Genomic DNA, 18,635 nt, shown 5'->3' with positions numbered 1-18,635 from the left:
TTTGCGCGCGACAGGCGGCAAACGGCGATTTGAAAGGCAACTGACAACCTTGTCAGTGTAAATGAGAATTATTATCAATACAAGAACGCAAAGCGGCTCATGCGAGTGAGCACTTGCATGCACGGCTCGGGTGAGCCGCGGCGCAAATTTGAGAGAAACAGGCGCTAAGCCAGCGCTTCGATGCGAATCAGCAGGTTGCGCGCATGCGCGATGAACGCGTCGTGCGTGGCGCGATCGCTGTGGCTTTCGATGCCGGCCTGTTCGGCGAACGCGATCTGTTCGGTGTAGAGCTCGACGAGCGCACGGCGTGTGTCAGGGGGAAGCGCGCGGATCATCGACACGATCAGCAATTCCTGCGCGCGGAGCATGCCGGACAGCGATTGAGCGTTCATGCTGGCCTCCTCGGACGATGCGGCGGCGGGCCGCTCTTTCCATACTAGGCGGTCGGCGTCCGCCGTGGAGGCGAGGTGCGCGTGTCGCGGCGCAGAGCACGCGATTCGACGGGAAGGCCGCGCGCACCGACGCTCGCCGCGGGCGGGCGGCAAGCGCGAATCGAAGCGTGCACGAATGCGAATGGAATCAGCCGGCGGCGGTGGCGGACTGCGCGTCGCGCACGACCTGCGCGACGCGTTCGACGAACGCGGCGTCGACGCTCGACAGCGCTTCGCGCTTGCCGTCGGGCATCTCGACCATCAGCCGATACGTGATGTCCTGGGTGGCCCACGCGAGATAGCCGACGACGACGAGCATCACGCCGACCACCAGCGCGGCGCTCGATGCGCCGATGCCGCCCGCGACGGCGATGGCCGCGCCGATCAGCGAGATCAGCGACGGCACGAGACGGTTCTTTGGAATCTTGACGACATCGACCTGGCGGATGTCACGCAGTGCGAATACCTGCCCGGCGGCCGACAGGCCGTTGCGCGTGACCATGACGCCACGTTCGTTGAATGCGTTTTCCATCGTGTGTGACGTGGACGAAAACGCGCAGCGTAGCAGGTTTCGTTGCCGCGTCAAACGAGACCGACTGCCGCACGATGCGTGCGGCGCGGCCGGCGGACGGGAAGCGGGGGAGCGTAAACGCGTTCAGAACTGCAGCCGGCCGTCGCCGTAAAGCCGGCCCGGCACGTGCGACGCGACGACCTCGGCGATCTCTTCGTCGGTCGATTCGGCCGGCACGATCTGGCGCCGCGCGGGTGCATCGAGATGCATCGTCCACTCGACGAGACGATACGGACGGCCCCAGGGGCGCTGCATTTCCACCGAGACGCGGCAGCTCTGGACCGGCAGCGAGTGTTGGCACGTCAGAATCGCGTGCAGATGGCTGAAAACGGTATCTTCGATCATCGTGGCCTCCGATCCTGTTTTGTGAGCAGTTGATGGCGGTGCCGTAGGGGTCTCAAAAAAAAAGCCGCCGATGCTCAGGCGGCCAACAGGGGGGGTGAGAGCATCGTCTCAGCCCAGAATTAAGCGAAACTTAAAAGCGCATAAAAAAGCGCCCCGCGTGGAGCGGGGCGCTGCGTGCCGTCCTGATCCGCGTGAGAAGCGGACAGTTAAGCGAATGCTTTAGAACTTGTGACGGATACCGACGCGAGCCGCCAGCTGGTTCGACGAACCGTTGCCCGACGTGTTGAAGTAGCTCGTGCTCGAACCGATCTGCGCCTGCACGTTGTTGCCCGATGCCTTCTGGTAGATGACGAGGCCGTACACGTCCGTACGCTTGCTCAGTGCGTAGTCGAGGCCCACGTTGCCCTGGTTCCAGTGCGCCGAGCTGCCGCTTTGCGTCGCGTTCGTGTACGTGTAGCCCGCTGCCGCCGACAGCGCCGGCGTGAACGCATACTTCACGCCTGCTTCGTATGCGTTGTAGAACGTGCCCGACGCGCCGGCCGCGATCGGGGTGAACTGCGTGCGCGTCCACAGCAGCCATGCCGTTGCCGGGCCGAACACATAGCGGCCGCCCACGCCATACGTGCGCAGGTCGCGGATGTTCGTCAGCGCGAGATTCGCGATCGACGTCGAGAAGGCCGGCGTCGACTGGCTCGGGAAGCGGATGTCCGTGTATGCGGCGCCGAGGGCGAACGGGCCGTTCGCGTAGTTCAGGCCGAAGCTGTATGCACGCGACGAACCGGGCGTCGTCGTGGTGCCCGTCGTCGTCGACGGTGCGCCGGCGAAGTCGGTCGAGTTCGAGAAGCCGTACAACGCGCCGAACGTGAAGCCGGCGTAGTTCGCGCTCTGGAACTTCACCGCGTTGTTGATGCGGCTAGACGTCAGCTGGTCGATGTCGTTCACGTGGTAAGCATAGTTACCCGCGACCGTGTTGCCGCCGGTCGAGTAGTTCGAGCCGAGGATGTCGGTCGAGAACGAGTACTGGCGGCCGAACGTGACCGTGCCGTATTGCGCCTGGCTCAGGCCGACGTAAGCCTGGCGACCGAAGATCGCGCCGCCTTGGCCGATCGTGCCGTTGCCGCTGTTGAAGCCGTTTTCGAGCACGAAGATCGCCTTCAGGCCGCCACCGAGGTCTTCGGTGCCGCGCAGGCCCCAACGGCTGCCCTGGGCCACGCCGTCGTCGTACTTGAACAGCTTGCTGCTGCCGCCATTGGCGGTCTTGCTGTGGTTCACGTAGCTGATACCGGCATCGATGACGCCGTACAGGGTCACGCTGCTTTGTGCGTGCGCCGTGCCGGCCGTTGCTGCCAGGGCGGCGATGGTCAACAGTTTCTTGTTCAAAGGATTCTCCGAGCGAATAAATGGCGTGTCCAGTTGCGGTTCCGGCGCTCTCTATGGAGCGCTTTCACGGACCGGCGCAACTTTATCGGCGGGCCACGTAATGAATATGACAGCGACTGTCATATGACGAATGTGTGGTGCCGATGCGACATTAGGGCCTGCTTGCATAGGGAACGTGCATGCGTTGCCACGAGAACGGCCACTCGCGAGGCGCGCGACGCCGCGAATACTCGCGTATTCGCAAGGAGCGCAACGTGGCGAGCGGCCGTTCTCGTGGCAACCCCAAACTAAAAATTCGATCCACGGGAATGCCTGAAATCGCCCGCATGGCGGCGTCGTTCGTCGCTTGTTTGGCGCGGCCAACGGCGCTCCTCACTCCTTGCCCTGCGAGCGATTTCAGGCATTCGCATGCACGTTCCCTATGCAAGCAGGCCCTAAATTCTGCCCGGTTGCACCGTCGGCGGTTATACCGAATTCGCCTGTCGTTCGATTCCGAACCGGAATATGCACATGAAATAAGCTTGGTTTGCGGCGTCCGCGCCGCGTGCCACGATCCGTCCTCCAACAAACGACACGGGACAAGAGGACACCCCATGCGACGTTCGATTCTGACCGGCCTCGGCGCACTCGCCGCCGCGCTGGCATTCGCCGCGCCCGGCGCGCACGCCGACTCCCAAACGCTGAAGATCGGCACGATGAGCGGCCCCGACGCGCAGATCTGGACCGAGGTGACGAAGGTCGCCGCGCGCGACGGCCTCGCGATCAAGGTCATCGAATTCAACGACTACGTGCAGCCGAACGCGGCGCTCGATTCCGGCGATCTCGATGCGAACGGCTTCCAGCACCAGCCGTTCCTCGACAGCCAGATCAAGCAGCGCGGCTACAAGATCGTCAACGTCGGGCTCACCTACACCGCGCCGATGGGCTTCTATTCGAAGAAGCTCAAGTCGCTGAAGGATTTGCCGGTCGGCGCGAAGGTCGGGATCCAGAACGATCCGTCGAACGGCAACCGCGCGCTGCTGCTGTTGCAGAAATACGGGGTGATCAAGCTGAAGGCCGGCGTCGGCGCGAACGGCGTGAACGCGACGCCGCTCGACATTGCCGAGAACCCGAAGAAAATCAAGATCGTCGAGCTTGATTCCGCGCAGTTGCCGCGCGCGCTGCCCGATCTCGACGCCGCGTCGATCAACACCGACTACGCGGTCAAGGCCGGGCTCACGCCGGTGAAGGATGCGATCGCGATCGAGGATCTGCGCGGGCCGTACGCGAACCTGATCGCGGTGCGCGCGCAGGACAAGGACAAGCCGTGGGTGAAGAAGCTCGTCGCGGCCTATGAATCGGACGACGTTCGCAAGTTCATCAACCAGAAGTTCGGCGGCGCGATCGTGCCGGCGTTCTGAACTTCCTTCGCGCGCAGCGGCCGGCGGCGCGGTATCGGCTGCCGACGCACGCTCCGGAAAGCAAATCGCCCGCGCAAGCGGGCGATTTCGTTTGATGCGGCCGATGGCGTGCGATGCGCGCCGCGGCCCGGCGCGCGGGCCGCGCGCGCAGGCTCAGGCCGACAGCAGCGAGCCGGTACGGATCGCGGTCGCGCCGGCGATGCGCGCGACTTCCATGCCGGCCGTCGCGAAGCGCACGATCTGGCGCGCGTACAGCACGCCCGACACGCTGCTCTTCAGCGTGACGACGCGATCGGTCAGCGGATCGACGATGTCGGCCACGGCCTGGCCGGCCTCGATCATCACGCCGACCGGCGTGCGGAACACGATTACACCCGACACGGGCGCGACGAGCGGATCGGTGCCCGCGAGCGGCGTGGCCGGATGCGCGAGCGGCGGCAGCGGCGCCGGCGTGCCTTCGACGATGCCGCGCTCGATCAGGTATTCGACGATCGCCTGCGCGTCCTTTTCCGCGAACTCGTACGACACGTCGCGTTCGCTGCGCAGTTCCACCGTGACGGAAATCGCGCCGTTCGGGATCGGGAAGCGGTTGCCGAAGCGGTTGCGCAGATCCGACCAGCAGAAGCTGTGGATTTCGTCGAACGGGTTGCCGACCGAATTCAGCGCGAGCAGCGACGCCTTGGCATCGAGATAGCGCGCCAGCGGCTCGACGTCCGGCCACAGATCGGGATTCGTGTAGAGGTGCATCACCGCATCGCTGTCGCAGTGCAGGTCGAGCACGATATCGGCGTCGAACGACAGCTTCTGCAGCGCAAGACGCTGCGAGTCGAGTTCGGTGCGCGGCTTCTGTTCGTCGAGCGCTTCGCGCATCGCGGTGCGTACGACGGCGAGATTGCGCTGCGCGTCGTTCGTGAGGCGGTCTTCGACACGCGGCAGCACGAGCGCGGCGAGATCGTAGAAATTGCGGTTGAAGTTCTGCATCGAGCCGAGCTCGAAGCGGCCGAGGTGATCGCCGAACACGTGTTGCGACAGGCCGATCGGATTGGGCACGGGCACGATGACGACTTCGCCTTGCAGCTTGCCGGCCGTCTCGAGCGCGGCGATCTTGCGGCGCAGCAGCGTGGCGACCAGCATGCCGGGCAGCTCGTCCGCGTGCAGCGACGACTGGATGTAGACCTTCTTGCCGCCGCGCGGGCCGTAGTGGAAGCTGGTGATCTGGCGTTCGGTGCCGACGGCGGGGGAAATCAGCGGATGGGTCTGCGTTTGCATGATGGGGGGAGTGCGGCGCAGCCGCGAATGATCCGTGTGCGTGGAAGATCGATTGTACGTTGCCTTCCTCGCCGCCATCAAACCGGTGCCGGAGCGTTCGGTTTTACGTTGAGAATCATCGGGTTGGCGCGGAAAAAATAACGTCGTCCGCGCCGCGTGCAAAAAAAACGGGCTCCTCGCGGAGCCCGTTCCCGTCGCGCCGGAATAGCGCGTCGTTCAGCCGGATTACTTGCCGTAGACGTCGAAATCGAAGTACTTCTTCGCGATCTTGTCGTACGTGCCGTCCTTGCGCATGCCGGCGATCGCGCCGTCGATCTTCGCCTTCAGGTCGGTGTCTTCCTTGCGCAGGCCGATACCGGCGCCGTTGCCGAGCGTCTTCGGATCGTCGAGGTCCTTGCCGGCGAAGTCGAAGTTCGCGCCGCGCGGCGTCTTCAGGAAGCCGATCTCGGCTTGCACCGCGTCCTGCAGCGCGCCGTCCAGACGGCCGGAGATCAGGTCGGCGTAGACCTGGTCCTGGTTCTGGTAAGGCACGACGTTCACGCCCTTCGACGCCCAGTACGTCTTCGCGTAGGTTTCCTGGATCGTGCCCTGCTCGACGCCGACCGACTTGCCCTTCAGCGATTCGGCCGTCGGCTGCAGGTTCGCGCCCTTCTTCGTGACGAGGCGCGTCGGCGTGTTGAACAGCTTCGACGAGAACGCGATCTGTTCGGCACGCGCCGGCGTCATCGACATCGACGACAGCACGCCGTCGAACTTGCGGGCCTTCAGCGCCGGGATCATCCCGTCGAAGTCGTTTTCGATCCACACGCACTTTGCGTTGATGCGGCGGCAGATCTCGTTGCCGAGATCCACGTCGAAGCCGACGACCTTGCCGTCGGCGCCTTTCGATTCGAAAGGCGGGTAGCTTGCGTCGACGCCGAACCGCACGGTCGACCAGTCCTTCGCGTATGCGCTGCCGGCCGATACGGCGAGCAGGGCCACGGTCACAGCCGCAAGAATCTTTTTCACTCGGTGACTCCTCGTTTTGTTCGATGGGTGCGCGGTTGTGCCGCGCCGTAAGCCTTCGGCCCGCCGCGGCTTCGCGTCGGACAGTCCGTTTCGCCCGCCCGATGGGGGCGCGCGACGTGCGGAAGATTATCAAGACAAAATACCGGCGGGGCGCCTAGGACAAGCCCCGATACCGGGCCCGGCGGCGGCGCGTCGGACACACCGCCGTTTCACACACAGGAACGATTCAGCCGAGCGTTTCGTTGACCGCGCGCTGCAGGCACGTGGCGAAGTGCGACACGGCGGGCGTGGGCAGCAGGTCGCGCCGCGCGATGATCGACAGGTCGAAGCGCGGCATGCTTTCGTCGAGTTCGGCCGTGCGGATGCCGAGCGGCGCGACCATCGCGGCGAGCGGGCGCGTGAAGCAGCCGATCACGTCCGAGCGCGCGACGAGCCCCAGCGTCACCGCGAACGACATCGGGGAGCGCAGCAAACGTTTCGGCAGCGGCAGCCCGTGCGCCTCGAACATCCCGACCATCACGCTGTGCGGAAACTGCTCGGCGCCGACGGTGACGATCCACTCGGCGTCGAGCAGTTCCTCTAACCGGCGCGCCTGCGCGAGCGGATGACCGTCGCGCATCACGATCGTGAATTCGGTCGACAGCAGCGGCAATTGCGTGAAATCGCGGTCGAGCGCGGGCACATGGTGCATCGCAGCGATGTCGAGCGTGCCGTTGCGCAACTGCGCGAGCGCGTCCGGCACCGTCACTTCCTCCAGATGCAGGCTGACGTTCGGCATCGACCGGCGGAACGCCGTCACCGCGTGCGGCAACGCGGTCAGCGCGATCGACGGCATCGTGCCGACCGCGACGCGGCCCGACATCTCGCCTTTCACCTGCTCGACGGCCTCGACCGTGCGGCGGACGTCGCCGAGCAACTGCTCGGCGCGCGGCAGCAGCGCTTCGCCGCAGGGGGTCAGCTCGACGCCGCGCACGCTGCGCACGAGCAGCTCCGTGTTGAGCGCCGTTTCGAGCTCGCGGATCGTGTGCGTGATCGCCGGCTGCGTGACGCCGAGCTCGCGCGCGGCGGCGCGCAGGCTCTTCAGGTGCGCGGCGGAGACGAACGCCTGGAGCTGCGCGATGTTCAGGGGGTTGCGGATGCGGGTCATCGGTCGGGTCCGGTTGGCGCGAAAGGGGGCGGCGGGTTCGGTTGGCGAGCCCGATGAAGGTCACGCATCGGCGCGTGCGCGGAACGCCTGCCGATAGCGCTGCGGCGACGTGCCGACGATGCGCGCGAAGCGCTCGCGAAACGCGGTGACCGAGCCGAACCCGGCTTCCGTCGCCACATGTTCGATCGACAGCTCGGTCACCTCCAGCAACTGCTGCGCATGCCGGACGCGCGCGGTCTGCAGCCATTGCCCCGGCGACGTGCCCGTCTGCTCCTGGAAGCGCCGCGTCAGCGTGCGCACGCTCGTCGACGCCTTGCGCGCGATCGCGTCGAGCGTCAGCGGCTGGCGCAGGTTCGCGTGCAGCCAGTCCATCAGGTCGTGCAGCCCGTCGCCGCCCGCCGGCCATTCGGGCGCGATGAACTGCGCCTGCCCGCCTTCGCGCACGCGCGGCGCCACCGCGCTGCGGGCCGCGTCGACGGCGACCGCCGCGCCGTAGTCGGTCTGGATCATGTGCAGGCACAGATCGAGGCCGGCCGCCGCGCCGGCCGAGGTCAGGATCTGGCCGTTGTCGACGAACAGCACGTTCGGGTCGACGTCGACGGTCGGATAGCGACGCGCGAGTTCGGCGGCCGCGAGCCAGTGCGTCGTCGCGCGCAGGCCGTCGAGCAGCCCGGCTTCCGCGAGCACGAACGCGCCGCTGCAGATCGACGCGATCCGGCATCCGCGCGCGGCCGCCGCGCGCAGCGCGTCGAGCACGCGGCGCGACGTGGGCGCGAGCGGCACCGACGTGCCGGGGACCATGATCGTATCGGCGTCGGCCAGCGCATCGAGGCGAAACGGCGGGCGCAGCTCGAACAGGTCGCCGCCGACGCGCGGCTGCTCGCTGCACACGCGTACGCGGTACGCGTGTTCGACATGGGGCGCGCGCACGCGCACGAACGTGTCGCAGGCGACGCCCAGATCGAACGGGACGACATCGGGCAACGCAAGAACGGCGACCGTGTGCATGGTGTGTGCGGCCGTGGCCAGAATCCGTTGAAAGATGTCATTCTAGCCAATGGCTCGGACCGGCACCTCACGCGACAATCGCGGCGGACCATCTGGAGCCCTGCCGATGAAACAAGACGATCGCAATGCGTTGCGGAACCTGCAATACCTGTCGCTGCTGGAGGCCACCACGCTCGTCGTGCTGGTGTGCGTGGCCGTGCCGCTCAAGCATCTGGCCGGCTATCCGTTGGCGGTGTCGATCATGGGCCCGGTTCACGGCATCGCGTTCGCGATGTACGGGTGGGCGGTGGTCGGCACCGCATCGAGCGGGCTGTGGAGCAAGGGCGAGGTCGCGCGGCTCGTGCTGTCGGCCGTCGTGCCGTTCGCGGGGCTGGCGAGCGCCGGCTGGATCGCGCGCAGGCGGCACGCGCCATGATCTACCTGGTGCTGAAGGCGGTGCATGTGGCCGCAGTCGTCACGTTCGTCGGCGGGTTGTTGTTGTCGTCCGTCGCAGTGCGTATTGCGAACCTCGCCGTGCATCGCGCGGTGCGGCGCTGGGATCGTACGGTGACGGCGCCCGCGCTCGCGATCGTCTGGATCGCCGGCATCGCGCTCGCGCTGAACGGTCACTGGTTCGGCGCCGCGTGGCTGTCGGCGAAGCTTGCGGTGGTCGTCGCGCTGTCGGTGCTGCACGGGATCCTGGCCGGCACGCTGCGGCGCATGGAGCGCGACGATCTCGTCGTCGTGCCGGCGCCGTGGCTCGGGCACGCGGCGGGCGCAGTGATCGTCGCGTTGGCGCTCGTCGTCGGGCTGGCCGTGATCAAGCCGTTCTGACGCGGCGCGTTCAGGCGAGCGCCATCTCGATCGCCGCCAGCGTGCGACGCCGGATCCAGCCGCTGCCCAGCCGGATCGCGAGCCAGTACGGTGTGAACAGCCAGCGCGTGCGCGCGCTCGGGCAATGGACGAAGGTTTCGGTGCGCAGGATGTGCGCGCCCGACGCGAGCCCGACGACCTCGAACCGGAGCACCAGCTTCGCATCGCGCGGGTCGTCGTGCCGGACGAACGCGTCGGCATCGGCGACGGGGCGCACGTCGGGTGTCGGGCGCCAGAAACGTCCGATGAGGCCGAGCGACAGCGACGTGTCGTCGCGATGCAGCGGCGTGAACGTGTCGAAGCCGAAGCGCGCGCGTTCGGGGCGGCCCGGCGCGTGGCGCAGCGCGCCGGCGACGGCTGCCGGGAATTCGCGCACCGTCAGCAGCGTGTCGATGACGGGATCGGCGCGCATGTCGAGCGATGCGACGACATCGATGATGCATGCGGGCGGCGCGTCGATCGGCTGCGATTCGTGCACTTCGTGGAAGCCGAACGACGGAATGAACGGCGGCTTGCGCGCCGAGGCCCGGGTGATCGATTCGGAGACGATGCCAAGCGGGTTCATCGCGACTCCTGAAGGGGCAAAACGGCATCGTAGCACCGCGCGCGAATGGGTGTCGCGCCGTTTTCGCGCAGCGCATCGCGTTGCGCCGCACCGATAAAAAAAGCCTGGAAACTCGCGTTCCCGGGCTTGAGGCCATCAACGACGATGGTGGAGGAGACGGAGCCGTCCCGATGCGCGCCGCCCTTCTGCAGGCGACGTCGCGCATGTGTCGCGCTCAGATGGCCCAGCCGCCGAGATAGAACGTGACGAGCACGGCCGCGATCAGCACGGTGCCGACGTTGAGCTTGCGGAATTCGCCGCTGGCGACGCGGCCGATCACGAGGGTCGAGAAGCCGAGCATGATGCCGGTCACGATGTTCGCGGTCAGCACGATGAACACCGCGCATACGAGGCCCGACATCGCGTCGACCATGTCGTCCATGTGCAGCTTGCTCACGCTGCCGAGCATCAGCAGGCCGACGTACATCAGCGCGGGCGCGGTCGCATACGACGGCACGAGGCCCGCGAGCGGCGAGAAGAACATCACGACGAGAAACAGCAGGCCGACCACGGCGGCCGCGAGGCCCGTCTTCGCGCCGGCGGCCACGCCGACGCTCGACTCGATGTAGGCCGCCGCCGGCGCACCGCCGAGGAAGCCGGAGAAGATCGAGCTGATCGAATCGGCGGTCAGCGCGCGGCCGCCGTTGATGATGCGGCCGTTCTCGTCGAGCTGGCCGGCTTGGCCGGCGACCGCGCGGATCGTGCCGGTCGCGTCGAACACGGCAGTCATCACCAGCGCGAGCACGCTCGGCAGCACGGCCATCGACAGCGCGCCCTTGATGTCCATCGCGCCGATCAGCGATGCGTGGCCCGGTGCGCTCAGCGACGGCAGCGCGAAGATGCCGCGGTATTTCACGCCCGGATCGAAGATCAGGCCGAATACCGAGATCGCGATCACGACGAGCAGGATGCCGCCCGGCACGCGACGCTTTTCGAGGCCGAAGATCGCGGCGAGCCCGACGACCGACATGATGACCGGGAACGCGGTGATCTGACCGAGCGACACCGGCAGGCCGGCGCCCGGGTTCTTGATCACGAGGCCGACGTCGTTCGACGCGATCAGCAGCAGGAACAGGCCGATGCCGATCCCCGTGCCGTGCGCGACGCCCGCGGGCAGGTTGCGCAGGATCCATGAACGCACGCCGGTGATCGAAATGCCGGTGAACACGAGGCCCATCAGGAACACGGCGCCGAGCGCGACCGTCGGAGGCAGCCCCTTGCCGAGCACGAGCCCGAACGCGGTGAACGCGGTCAGCGAGATCGCGCAGCCGATCGCGATCGGCAGCTTCGCCCACAGGCCCATCAGCAGCGAGCCGAACGCGGTGGTGAGACACACCGCGACGAACACGGCGCTCGTGTCGAAGCCGGCCTTGCCGAACATGCCGGGCACGACGAACACGGAATAGACCATCGCGAGGAAGGTGGTCGCGCCGGCAATGATCTCGCGGCGCTGCGTGCTGCCGCGCGACGAAATGCCGAAGTACCGGTCGATGGCGCCGTTGGCGCCAAAGCCGGTTTCTTCCGCGCCGACGCCGACCGTCGGCTGCACCGGGGTATCACTCATGAGCTTGCTCCTTTATCAGCATGCTGAAACGGCTCGCGGCGAACCGTCGTCAGGGTGTCTCGTATCTGGTTGGATTGATCGGCAACGTCGTGGGGACGCATGACGCGCGGTGCGTGTCGTTACGGGCGAATCGAAACGATCGCGAGGGTGTCGCGTCGGACGACGCGTGGTGTGGTCGACCCCGTCACGTGTGTTTTGCCGTAGCGAAGGTTAGGCGAGCGGCCCATCACGTCCCATCGGGGGAAGAGCATGCAGCGCATGTCGCAGCGCTTATATCGGCGTGCAACGGGGCTCCGTCGCGGCGACACGCGTGTATACGCCTAGTTCGAATCCGTTAAGACGACTATTTGAATGCAGGGTCGGCGGGCGGGGGTGCAAGCGGGCGGGGCACTCGATATTACGAATGACTTTCAGCGTGGCCCGGCAGGCCGGCGCGCATGCGCGGCGTTCGTCCCGGCACGGCACGGCGCTCAATCGTGTGCGAGATGCGCGAGATACGCGCAGAACATGTCGGCCATCGCGTCCGAGTACGCGTCGATTTCCGCGGGCGTGCGCACGGTTTCGGAGAATGCCTTGCCGCCCGTCGTGAGCGTCGTCAGGATCAGCTCGCACGCGAGCGCACGGGTGGCGTCGGGCACGTCGGGCAGCGCTTCGCGGATGAACGCGTGGAACGCCCGGTTGCCCTCGGCCTTCACTTCCTGCGCCTCGGGCGCGTCGCGATAGAGCGGGGCGGCGTCGTCAAGGGCGATGCGCATCGGCGCCTCGTCGCATTCCGAGCGGATGAACGCGTGAACGGCGGTGCGCAGCCGCTCGGGCGGCGTCTTTTTCGTGTCCTGCAGCATCCCGCACAGCATGTCGTGCGTCTGCCGCCACTCGTCGTGCTGGAGCCGGAACAGCACGGACGCCTTGTTCGGGAAGTACTGGTACAGCGAGCCGACGCTCACGCCGGCCCGCTCGGCAACGCGCGCCATCGTGAAGCGCTGCGCGCCTTCGGTCGCCAAAACCTGAATAGCCGCCTGCAGGACGTCCTCGACGAGACGGGTCGAGCGTGCCTGCCGAGGCTGCTTGCGCGTGGCGATCGGGGCGTTTCGGCGGTCGGTCATGAGCGGTTTGCCAATGCGAATAGTAAAACCTGAATAGTTCGTCATATTCTAGTCGGGTGCACTGACGCACTCAACCCGATACCGGAGATTCGCATGACCACCCTGATGCTCGACCCGCTGGCTTCGCTGCTGGCGCGCCTGTTCGACGAAGCCGACGCGTCGTCGCCCGCGACGAGCCCGGCCTTCGCGAACGTGTCGCGCGACGAGCAAGCGCGGCTGATGCGCAGCAAGACGGACTACGCCGATCTGTATGCGCGTCTGAAGGACTACCCGCTTCCCGTGTCGCGCGAGACGGGCACGCTGCTGTACATGCTCGCGCGCAGCGGCGGCGCGAAGGCAATCGTCGAATTCGGCACGTCGTTCGGCATTTCGACGCTGCATCTCGCGGCCGCGCTGCGCGACAACGGCGGCGGCCGGCTGATCACGAGCGAGTTCGAGCCGTCGAAGGTCGTGCGCGCGCAGGCCAACCTCGCAGCGGCCGGATTGGCCGATCTCGTCGAGATTCGCGAAGGCGATGCGCTGCGCACGCTGGCCGCCGAGCTTCCGGAGTCGGTCGACCTGCTGCTGCTCGACGGGGCGAAGGCGTTGTATCCGGAGATTCTCGCGCTGGTCGAGCCGCGGCTCAGGGCGGGCGCGTTCGTCGTGGCCGACAACGCGGAATACAGCCCCGACTATCTTGCTTACGTGCGCGCGCCTGAACACGGCTATCTGTCGGTGCCGTTCGGCGGCGACGTCGAATTGTCGATGCGGCTGCGCTGACGAGACGGAACGAGGGTGTCGACGATTTCACGCTCCCCCGCATAGAATATAGGAGCACTGATTAAATGGAAGCGTGGCGAGAGGCGACGGGATGACGCCCGTCGCTTGCGACGCCGTGCGCGTCACTTCAGGAACACATAGCGCGCGAAGTACGGGAAGCGGCCGACTGCATGCTCGGTCGTGCACGTCGCGGCTGGCGGCGTGCCGCCCGCCGTATCGAGCCGCTGCACGAAGCGCACGCCGGCGAGCGTGCCGGTTGCGGCCGGCGTTGCCGCGAGCAGCAGTTGTGGAACGCTGGCCGCGCTTGCGCTCGGCGCTTCCGCGAGCTTCTTGCCGGTAATGCGGCTGCCGTCGAGCGCTTCCCACGACGGCCCCGTACCGTGTCGGACGACGAGTGTGCCACGGGCATCGAACAGCAGCGCTTCGGGGTGCTGGAATGTCCACGCGAGCCGGTGTTCGGCATCGTATTCGCACGTGTAGACCTGCAAGCCGCTCGCGGTGGTCGACAGCACCGGCGTGGCCGGCTCGGGCGGCGCGAGGCCGGCAGCGTCGTCGGCATGCGCGGGCGCGATGCATGCCGCGAGGGAAAGACCGGCCGCAAGGGTCAGCAGCATGTCGCGTGTCGGGGAGCGGCTTGGCATGGCGGGGCGTCCTTTCAGGTCGGGTGACGGTCGCGTGGAGTCGACCCTGTCAACACTAGACGCCGATTGCGTGGGCCGCAACCCGGAAATGACAATCGCGGCGATAGTCGCCGCGATTGCCGAAGGGCGAATGCGCGATCAGCGGATCGCGACCGGGTTGATGTTGACCTGCGTGGAGCCGACGTACAGCGGCTGGCCGAGCACGAACAGGAATTCCCACGCATGGTCGCGCACCAGCGCACGGCTGTCGATCAGCTCCAGGTTGTAGATGCCGCGTTTCGCGAGCATGTACTGGTTGACCGGGAATTCGTCCTGCGTGTGCGGATTCGGATAAACCTCCGATGCCCACGTGTCGCCGCCGAACGCGACGATCCCCTGGTCGGCCAGCCATTTCGCGGCTTCCATGCCGATGCCGGGCTCGACGTCGAGGAACTGCCTGTCGTCCTTGCCGATCAGCTCCAGCCAGCCGGTGTTGAACAGCACGACGTCGCCCTTGCGCAGCGTCAGCCCCTGCTTCTTCAGCACGGCCTGGATATCGGCGACCGTGAACTCGGTGCCGCCCGGCACGACCGGCTTGCCGTAGTGGGCGGTCATGTCGAGCACGACGCCGCGCGTGACGATCGGCGGCACCTTCTCGACGCCGAGCTTCTTCACGCCGTCGACGGTCACGAAATCGGCCGCGCGGTTGCCGTTGTAGTACACGTTGTCGATGCCGATGTGGCCGATGCCGTTCAACTGCGTGCCGACGCCGGTCCATGCGTTCACGAGTTCGTCGTTGAACGTGAACTTGTTGGGGCCGAGGCTCTTGCCGGCCTGCTGGCCGACCTGCACGTTGTACAGCCGGAAGCTGCGATGGCGGAACGCCGGCAGGTGCTTGTCCACCGGCACGGCCAGCGGATAAGTCTTGCCGGCCTTCACGAGGCCGACCGCCTGCTTGACGACGTCGGGCGTCAGCAGGTTGGCCGCACCGATTTCGTCATCGGCGCCATAGACGGACGGATACCAGCCGGCCGCCGCCGCGGACGGCGCGGCGTGGGCGGCTTGCGCGGCCGCGAACGGCAGGATCGCGGCGAGCGCGAGCCGGGCGAGCGTCGCTTTCATTCGAGACTCCTGTCGATCGTCATGCCGCGGCTTGCGCGAGCGTCGGATAGTCGGTCAGGCCGTGGGCGCCGCCGCCGAACAGCGTATTGCGATCGTGCGGCGCGAGCGCGGCGCCGGTGCGCAGCCGCTCGGGGAGATCGGGGTTCGCGACGAACGGGCGGCCGAATGCGACGAGGTCGGCCCAGCCGGCGGCGATCGCCTCGCGGGCGCGCTCGGCGGTGTATGCGCCGGCATAGATCAGCACGCCCGGGAACGCGGCGCGCAATTGCTGCTTGAAGGCGACCGGCATCAGCGGCGCATCGTCCCAGTCGGCTTCCGCGATGTGCAGGTAGCCGACGCCGAGTTCGCCGAGCAGCTTCGCGGCGGCGAGGTAGGTCGTTTCCGGATCGTCGTCGACGCAGCCGTTCAGCGTCGTCAGCGGCGCGAGGCGGATGCCCACGCGCGATGCATCGCCGGTCCCGTCGATCAGCGCCTGCGTGACTTCGCGCAGGAAGCGCAGCCGGTTCTCCAGCGAGCCGCCGTAGGCGTCGGTGCGCGTGTTCGCGTTCGAATCGATGAACTGGTTCACGAGGTAGCCGTTCGCGCCGTGCAGCTCGACGCCGTCGAAGCCGGCTTCGATCGCGTGGCGGGCGGCGGTGCGGTACTGGTCGACGATCTCGCGGATCTCGTCGATCGACAGCGCGCGCGGCTCGGACGCCTGCACGAAGCCCGGCGTGCTGCCGTCCTCGCCGGCGATGAACACGTTCACGCCCTTCGCCTGGAGCGGCGACGACGACACGGGTTGCGCGCCGCCGAGCAGGCTCGTGTGGCTCAGCCGGCCGACGTGCCACAGCTGCGCGAAGATGCGGCCGTGCGCGGCATGCACGGCGTCCGTCACCTTGCGCCATCCGGCGACCTGCGACGGCGTGTGAATGCCGGGTGTCCATGCGTAGCCCTTGCCGAGCGGCGCGATGTAGGTGCCTTCGCTGACGATCAGGCCCGCACTCGCGCGCTGCGCGTAATACGCGGCCATCAGTTCGTTGGCTTCGTCGCCGGGCTGGCTCGCGCGCGAGCGCGTCATCGGCGGCATCACGATGCGGTTCGGCAGCGTCAGCGCGCCGAGTCGCAGCGGTTGGAAAAGCGGGTCCTGGGTCATGGTGGTGTCCTCTTCAGTGTCCGCGGCCGGCTGGCCGCGGGCGGTCGATCAAGAAAGCGGCGCTCAGTCCCACTTCGGCGCGAGACCGGCCGGATCGACTTCGCGGCCGTTGCGTTCGAGCGCGGCGATCTGCGCGATGTCTTCGTCGGTCAGGCGCAGCGTCTGCGCGAGCAGGTTGCTCGCGAGGTTTTCGCGCTTGGTCGACGACGGAATCACCGAGTAGCCGAGTTGCAGCGCCCATGCGAGCGCGACTTGCGCCGGCGTCGCGTGATGGCGCTGCGCGATCGCGCCGATCACCGGGTCGCCGAGCACCTTGCCGTACGCGAGCGTCATGTACGACGTCACGTGAATGCCTTCGGCGTTCAGGAATTCGACCAGCTTGCGGTTCTGCAGGTACGGGCTCAGTTCGATCTGGTTCGTCGCGATCGCGTCCTTGCCGACGGCCGCGATCGCTTCCTTCGTCAGTTCGATGTTGAAGTTCGAGATGCCGATCTGGCGCGTGAGGCCCTTCGCCTTCGCGTCCGCCAGCGCGGTCATGAACGCGTCGATCGACACGCCGTTGCCCGGCGCCGGCCAGTGGATCAGCGTCAGGTCGACGACGTCGGTGCGCAGCTTGCGCAGGCTTTCCTCGAGGCTGGCCGCCAGTTTTTCCGGCGCGTAGTTGTCGACCCAGATCTTCGTCGTGAGGAACAGGTCTTCGCGGCGCACGCCCGACGCGGCGATCGCTTCGCCGACTTCGGCTTCGTTGCCGTAGATCTGCGCGGTGTCGATCGCGCGGTAGCCGACTTCGAGGCCGTTGCGGACCGAGTCGATGACGACCTGGCCTTGCAGGCGGAACGTACCGAGGCCGAATGCGGGAATCTTGCTCATCATGTGCTCCTGAAAGAGGGGGAACGATTGCGGTATGGACGTCATTCTGGCGCGTGAGACTGATGAGATAAACGCCTTCATAAGTCAAAAATATTTGATTTAAAGTCAAATATCAGTCGTGCCGCGGGCGTCCGGACCGTGGTCGCCCTTATGCGGCGCGCGTCTGCGGCGTCGTGTTCGGATGGAATGCGGGCAGCACGTCCGATGCGATTTCGGCCATCGTCTCGTCGAGCGGCCGCCGGTTGCGGCGGAAATGCAGGCCGATGTGCTGCACGCCCGCATCGCGCATTGCCGCGAGTTCTTCCGTCAGCGCGATGCGCCCCGCGCGGGCGCCGAAGCGGTGCCGCTGCAGCGGTTCGTGCGGATCTTCCGCGAGGTCGAGGTGGATGAAGCTCACGTACGGCTTGTCGCCGGCCACCGCGTGCCAGTTCGCGGCGCGCTGCAGGTGATCGGCCGGCGTGCCCGGATACGCGAGGCAGCCGTCCATGTGCTCGCCGATCCATGCGGGCGTTTGCTGCGCGAGACCCGCGACGAGCAGCGGCACCGGCGAACGGGCGGCGGGCAGCACTTCCAGGCCGGGCGGCAAGTGCCCGCGCGCGCCGTCGCGCAGCAGCGCGATCTGGTCGCGGAAGTTCGCACCGCGCGTGGCGAAGTCGCGGCCGAACAGCGGATATTCGACCGGCCGGTCGCCGCTCGCGACGCCGAGCAGCAGGCGACCGCCGCTCAGTTCCTGGATCGTCGCGGCCGATTTCAGCGTCAGCAGCGGTTCGCGCAGCGGCAGCACGACGGCTGCGGTGCCGAGCAGGATGTCGTGCGTGATTCCGGCGAGGTAGCCGAGATACGAGAACGTTTCGAACACCTGCGCGGCATCGCCGAACGACGGGTCGTACACCGGCACGTCGCGCACCCAGAGCGCGCGAAAGCCGAGCGTGTCTGCCAGTTGCGCGAGCTCCGCGTGGATTTCGAGGCTGGGCACGCCGGCGTGGCGGCCGTCATGCCGGCGTTTCGCGTTGCCGGACGGCGTCCAGTCGTTGTCGAGCGGCAGTTCGATGCCGATGCTGAAGCCGCCGGAGACGAGCGTGTCGAGTGAAGTGGACATGGTCGGGCTCCGTTCAGACCGCGCGCAGGCTGCCGTCGAGCCGGTAGAAATCGAGCGACGGCGCGGTGAAGAACGAGCGCGACGTGCCCGCGGCGAAATCGTCGATATGCACGACGGTGGCGCGATCGGCTTCCTGCCACGAGATCGCGTAGGTGTCGCCGGCGATCGGCTGCCACGTGTATTCGACTTCGCCCTGCGCGCCCGCGTACGGGCCTTCGGTGATCTCGTAGCGCATGTGGAGGCCGTCTTCGTCGTACGCGTTGAGCGCGGTGAGGCCGTCGTAACGGACTTCGAAAGTCTTGCCGGCGAACGGCGGACGTTGGGTCGATGCGTTCATGCTGATGGCTC

Annotated in this window: 21 protein-coding genes; 4 read left to right on the top strand and 17 right to left on the bottom strand. The window is 66.9% G+C overall.

The features are described 5' to 3' along the window. Positions 1-164 precede the first annotated feature (164 nt). The 4 genes from CFB81_RS27195 to CFB81_RS27180 form a co-directional block, all read right to left on the bottom strand. Positions 165-392 carry a hypothetical protein gene (locus CFB81_RS27195; protein WP_012339294.1) on the bottom strand — a complete coding sequence of 76 codons (228 nt, stop codon included), beginning with the start codon at positions 390-392 and terminating at the stop codon, positions 165-167. A gap of 187 nt (positions 393-579) precedes the next feature. Beyond that, on the bottom strand, positions 580-963 hold the full coding sequence (locus CFB81_RS27190) for a DUF6232 family protein (RefSeq protein WP_089437219.1): 384 nt from the start codon (positions 961-963) through the stop codon (positions 580-582). A 123-nt stretch (positions 964-1,086) separates the two neighbouring features. Further along, entirely contained in the window at positions 1,087-1,347 is a 261-nt protein-coding gene (locus CFB81_RS27185) for a DUF2866 domain-containing protein (RefSeq protein ID WP_011548992.1), read from the bottom strand. A gap of 219 nt (positions 1,348-1,566) precedes the next feature. Further along, positions 1,567-2,727, bottom strand: coding sequence for a porin (locus CFB81_RS27180; protein WP_069621584.1), 1,161 nt, complete (start codon positions 2,725-2,727; stop codon positions 1,567-1,569). Between the two features lie 593 nt (positions 2,728-3,320). On the opposite strand from CFB81_RS27180, the gene CFB81_RS27175 reads away from it, so the two are divergent. After that, positions 3,321-4,127 (top strand): MetQ/NlpA family ABC transporter substrate-binding protein, encoded by an 807-nt coding sequence (locus CFB81_RS27175; protein ID WP_089437218.1) that lies wholly within the window; start codon positions 3,321-3,323, stop codon positions 4,125-4,127. Between the two features lie 153 nt (positions 4,128-4,280). Here CFB81_RS27175 and CFB81_RS27170 read toward each other — a convergent pair whose 3' ends face one another. The 4 genes from CFB81_RS27170 to CFB81_RS27155 all read right to left on the bottom strand — a co-directional run bounded on the left by CFB81_RS27170 (position 4,281) and on the right by CFB81_RS27155 (position 8,559). Beyond that, on the bottom strand, positions 4,281-5,396 hold the full coding sequence (locus CFB81_RS27170) for a succinylglutamate desuccinylase/aspartoacylase family protein (RefSeq protein WP_089437217.1): 1,116 nt from the start codon (positions 5,394-5,396) through the stop codon (positions 4,281-4,283). Positions 5,397-5,621: 225 nt separating this feature from the next. After that, the gene (locus CFB81_RS27165; RefSeq protein ID WP_059581949.1) at positions 5,622-6,404 is read right to left on the bottom strand and encodes an ABC transporter substrate-binding protein; all 783 of its coding nucleotides are present in this window, start codon (positions 6,402-6,404) and stop codon (positions 5,622-5,624) included. Between the two features lie 226 nt (positions 6,405-6,630). Then, a complete protein-coding gene (locus CFB81_RS27160) occupies positions 6,631-7,551 on the bottom strand; it encodes a LysR family transcriptional regulator (protein ID WP_179236077.1) in 921 nt (306 codons plus the stop codon). A gap of 60 nt (positions 7,552-7,611) precedes the next feature. Continuing rightward, the gene (locus CFB81_RS27155) at positions 7,612-8,559 is read right to left on the bottom strand and encodes a GlxA family transcriptional regulator (RefSeq protein ID WP_089437216.1); all 948 of its coding nucleotides are present in this window, start codon (positions 8,557-8,559) and stop codon (positions 7,612-7,614) included. A gap of 106 nt (positions 8,560-8,665) precedes the next feature. On the opposite strand from CFB81_RS27155, the gene CFB81_RS27150 reads away from it, so the two are divergent. Then, positions 8,666-8,974, top strand: a complete 309-nt coding sequence (locus tag CFB81_RS27150; protein ID WP_089437215.1) for a DUF3817 domain-containing protein — start codon at positions 8,666-8,668, stop codon at positions 8,972-8,974. Continuing rightward, positions 8,971-9,372: a CopD family protein gene (locus CFB81_RS27145; RefSeq protein WP_089437214.1), complete on the top strand. Its 402-nt coding sequence runs from the start codon at positions 8,971-8,973 to the stop codon at positions 9,370-9,372. Before CFB81_RS27150 ends, CFB81_RS27145 begins: the two co-directional genes overlap by 4 nt. A 10-nt stretch (positions 9,373-9,382) precedes the next feature. Here CFB81_RS27145 and CFB81_RS27140 read toward each other — a convergent pair whose 3' ends face one another. The 3 genes from CFB81_RS27140 to CFB81_RS27130 all read right to left on the bottom strand — a co-directional run bounded on the left by CFB81_RS27140 (position 9,383) and on the right by CFB81_RS27130 (position 12,727). After that, positions 9,383-9,976: a hypothetical protein gene (locus CFB81_RS27140; protein WP_069621577.1), complete on the bottom strand. Its 594-nt coding sequence runs from the start codon at positions 9,974-9,976 to the stop codon at positions 9,383-9,385. Between the two features lie 214 nt (positions 9,977-10,190). Beyond that, positions 10,191-11,579 (bottom strand): NCS2 family permease, encoded by a 1,389-nt coding sequence (locus tag CFB81_RS27135; RefSeq protein WP_089437213.1) that lies wholly within the window; start codon positions 11,577-11,579, stop codon positions 10,191-10,193. Positions 11,580-12,049: 470 nt separating this feature from the next. Beyond that, positions 12,050-12,727: a TetR family transcriptional regulator gene (locus CFB81_RS27130; protein ID WP_089437212.1), complete on the bottom strand. Its 678-nt coding sequence runs from the start codon at positions 12,725-12,727 to the stop codon at positions 12,050-12,052. A gap of 48 nt (positions 12,728-12,775) precedes the next feature. Between CFB81_RS27130 and CFB81_RS27125 the strand changes: the two genes are divergently transcribed. Then, a complete protein-coding gene (locus CFB81_RS27125; protein WP_089437211.1) occupies positions 12,776-13,441 on the top strand; it encodes an O-methyltransferase in 666 nt (221 codons plus the stop codon). A gap of 122 nt (positions 13,442-13,563) precedes the next feature. On the opposite strand, the gene CFB81_RS27120 is transcribed toward CFB81_RS27125, so the two are convergent. The 6 genes from CFB81_RS27120 to CFB81_RS27095 all read right to left on the bottom strand — a co-directional run bounded on the left by CFB81_RS27120 (position 13,564) and on the right by CFB81_RS27095 (position 18,624). Then, positions 13,564-14,082 carry a DUF3455 domain-containing protein gene (locus CFB81_RS27120; RefSeq protein WP_089437210.1) on the bottom strand — a complete coding sequence of 173 codons (519 nt, stop codon included), beginning with the start codon at positions 14,080-14,082 and terminating at the stop codon, positions 13,564-13,566. Between the two features lie 138 nt (positions 14,083-14,220). After that, the gene (locus CFB81_RS27115; RefSeq protein ID WP_089437209.1) at positions 14,221-15,183 is read right to left on the bottom strand and encodes a cyclase family protein; all 963 of its coding nucleotides are present in this window, start codon (positions 15,181-15,183) and stop codon (positions 14,221-14,223) included. Between the two features lie 19 nt (positions 15,184-15,202). Then, positions 15,203-16,318, bottom strand: coding sequence for an alkene reductase (locus CFB81_RS27110; RefSeq protein ID WP_069621571.1), 1,116 nt, complete (start codon positions 16,316-16,318; stop codon positions 15,203-15,205). A gap of 63 nt (positions 16,319-16,381) precedes the next feature. After that, positions 16,382-17,188, bottom strand: coding sequence for a 2,5-didehydrogluconate reductase DkgB (gene dkgB / locus CFB81_RS27105; RefSeq protein WP_089437516.1), 807 nt, complete (start codon positions 17,186-17,188; stop codon positions 16,382-16,384). A gap of 148 nt (positions 17,189-17,336) precedes the next feature. Continuing rightward, positions 17,337-18,287: an LLM class oxidoreductase gene (locus CFB81_RS27100; protein ID WP_069621570.1), complete on the bottom strand. Its 951-nt coding sequence runs from the start codon at positions 18,285-18,287 to the stop codon at positions 17,337-17,339. Positions 18,288-18,300: 13 nt separating this feature from the next. Then, on the bottom strand, positions 18,301-18,624 hold the full coding sequence (locus CFB81_RS27095; RefSeq protein ID WP_069621569.1) for an adenylate cyclase: 324 nt from the start codon (positions 18,622-18,624) through the stop codon (positions 18,301-18,303). Between the last annotated feature and the right edge of the window lie 11 nt (positions 18,625-18,635).

The sequence above is a fragment of the Burkholderia sp. AU28863 genome (assembly GCF_002223195.1).
In the GTDB taxonomy this organism is placed as follows: Bacteria; Pseudomonadota; Gammaproteobacteria; order Burkholderiales; family Burkholderiaceae; genus Burkholderia; species Burkholderia sola.
Note: the sequence above shows the minus strand (reverse complement) of the source record. Positions and strands in the feature narration are given on the sequence as shown.

What these genes read in the sequence shown, in the direction of transcription:
- CFB81_RS27195 (WP_012339294.1), bottom strand. Translation starts at nt 392, where the DNA reads ATGAACGCTCAATCGCTGTCCGGCATGCTCCGCGCGCAGGAATTGCTG.
- CFB81_RS27190 (WP_089437219.1), bottom strand. Translation starts at nt 963, where the DNA reads ATGGAAAACGCATTCAACGAACGTGGCGTCATGGTCACGCGCAACGGC.
- CFB81_RS27185 (WP_011548992.1), bottom strand. Translation starts at nt 1,347, where the DNA reads ATGATCGAAGATACCGTTTTCAGCCATCTGCACGCGATTCTGACGTGC.
- CFB81_RS27175 (WP_089437218.1), top strand. Translation starts at nt 3,321, where the DNA reads ATGCGACGTTCGATTCTGACCGGCCTCGGCGCACTCGCCGCCGCGCTG.
- CFB81_RS27170 (WP_089437217.1), bottom strand. Translation starts at nt 5,396, where the DNA reads ATGCAAACGCAGACCCATCCGCTGATTTCCCCCGCCGTCGGCACCGAA.
- CFB81_RS27160 (WP_179236077.1), bottom strand. Translation starts at nt 7,551, where the DNA reads ATGACCCGCATCCGCAACCCCCTGAACATCGCGCAGCTCCAGGCGTTC.
- CFB81_RS27155 (WP_089437216.1), bottom strand. Translation starts at nt 8,559, where the DNA reads ATGCACACGGTCGCCGTTCTTGCGTTGCCCGATGTCGTCCCGTTCGAT.
- CFB81_RS27150 (WP_089437215.1), top strand. Translation starts at nt 8,666, where the DNA reads ATGAAACAAGACGATCGCAATGCGTTGCGGAACCTGCAATACCTGTCG.
- CFB81_RS27145 (WP_089437214.1), top strand. Translation starts at nt 8,971, where the DNA reads ATGATCTACCTGGTGCTGAAGGCGGTGCATGTGGCCGCAGTCGTCACG.
- CFB81_RS27140 (WP_069621577.1), bottom strand. Translation starts at nt 9,976, where the DNA reads ATGAACCCGCTTGGCATCGTCTCCGAATCGATCACCCGGGCCTCGGCG.
- CFB81_RS27135 (WP_089437213.1), bottom strand. Translation starts at nt 11,579, where the DNA reads ATGAGTGATACCCCGGTGCAGCCGACGGTCGGCGTCGGCGCGGAAGAA.
- CFB81_RS27130 (WP_089437212.1), bottom strand. Translation starts at nt 12,727, where the DNA reads ATGACGAACTATTCAGGTTTTACTATTCGCATTGGCAAACCGCTCATG.
- CFB81_RS27125 (WP_089437211.1), top strand. Translation starts at nt 12,776, where the DNA reads ATGACCACCCTGATGCTCGACCCGCTGGCTTCGCTGCTGGCGCGCCTG.
- CFB81_RS27120 (WP_089437210.1), bottom strand. Translation starts at nt 14,082, where the DNA reads ATGCCAAGCCGCTCCCCGACACGCGACATGCTGCTGACCCTTGCGGCC.
- CFB81_RS27115 (WP_089437209.1), bottom strand. Translation starts at nt 15,183, where the DNA reads ATGAAAGCGACGCTCGCCCGGCTCGCGCTCGCCGCGATCCTGCCGTTC.
- CFB81_RS27110 (WP_069621571.1), bottom strand. Translation starts at nt 16,318, where the DNA reads ATGACCCAGGACCCGCTTTTCCAACCGCTGCGACTCGGCGCGCTGACG.
- dkgB (WP_089437516.1), bottom strand. Translation starts at nt 17,188, where the DNA reads ATGAGCAAGATTCCCGCATTCGGCCTCGGTACGTTCCGCCTGCAAGGC.
- CFB81_RS27100 (WP_069621570.1), bottom strand. Translation starts at nt 18,287, where the DNA reads ATGTCCACTTCACTCGACACGCTCGTCTCCGGCGGCTTCAGCATCGGC.
- CFB81_RS27095 (WP_069621569.1), bottom strand. Translation starts at nt 18,624, where the DNA reads ATGAACGCATCGACCCAACGTCCGCCGTTCGCCGGCAAGACTTTCGAA.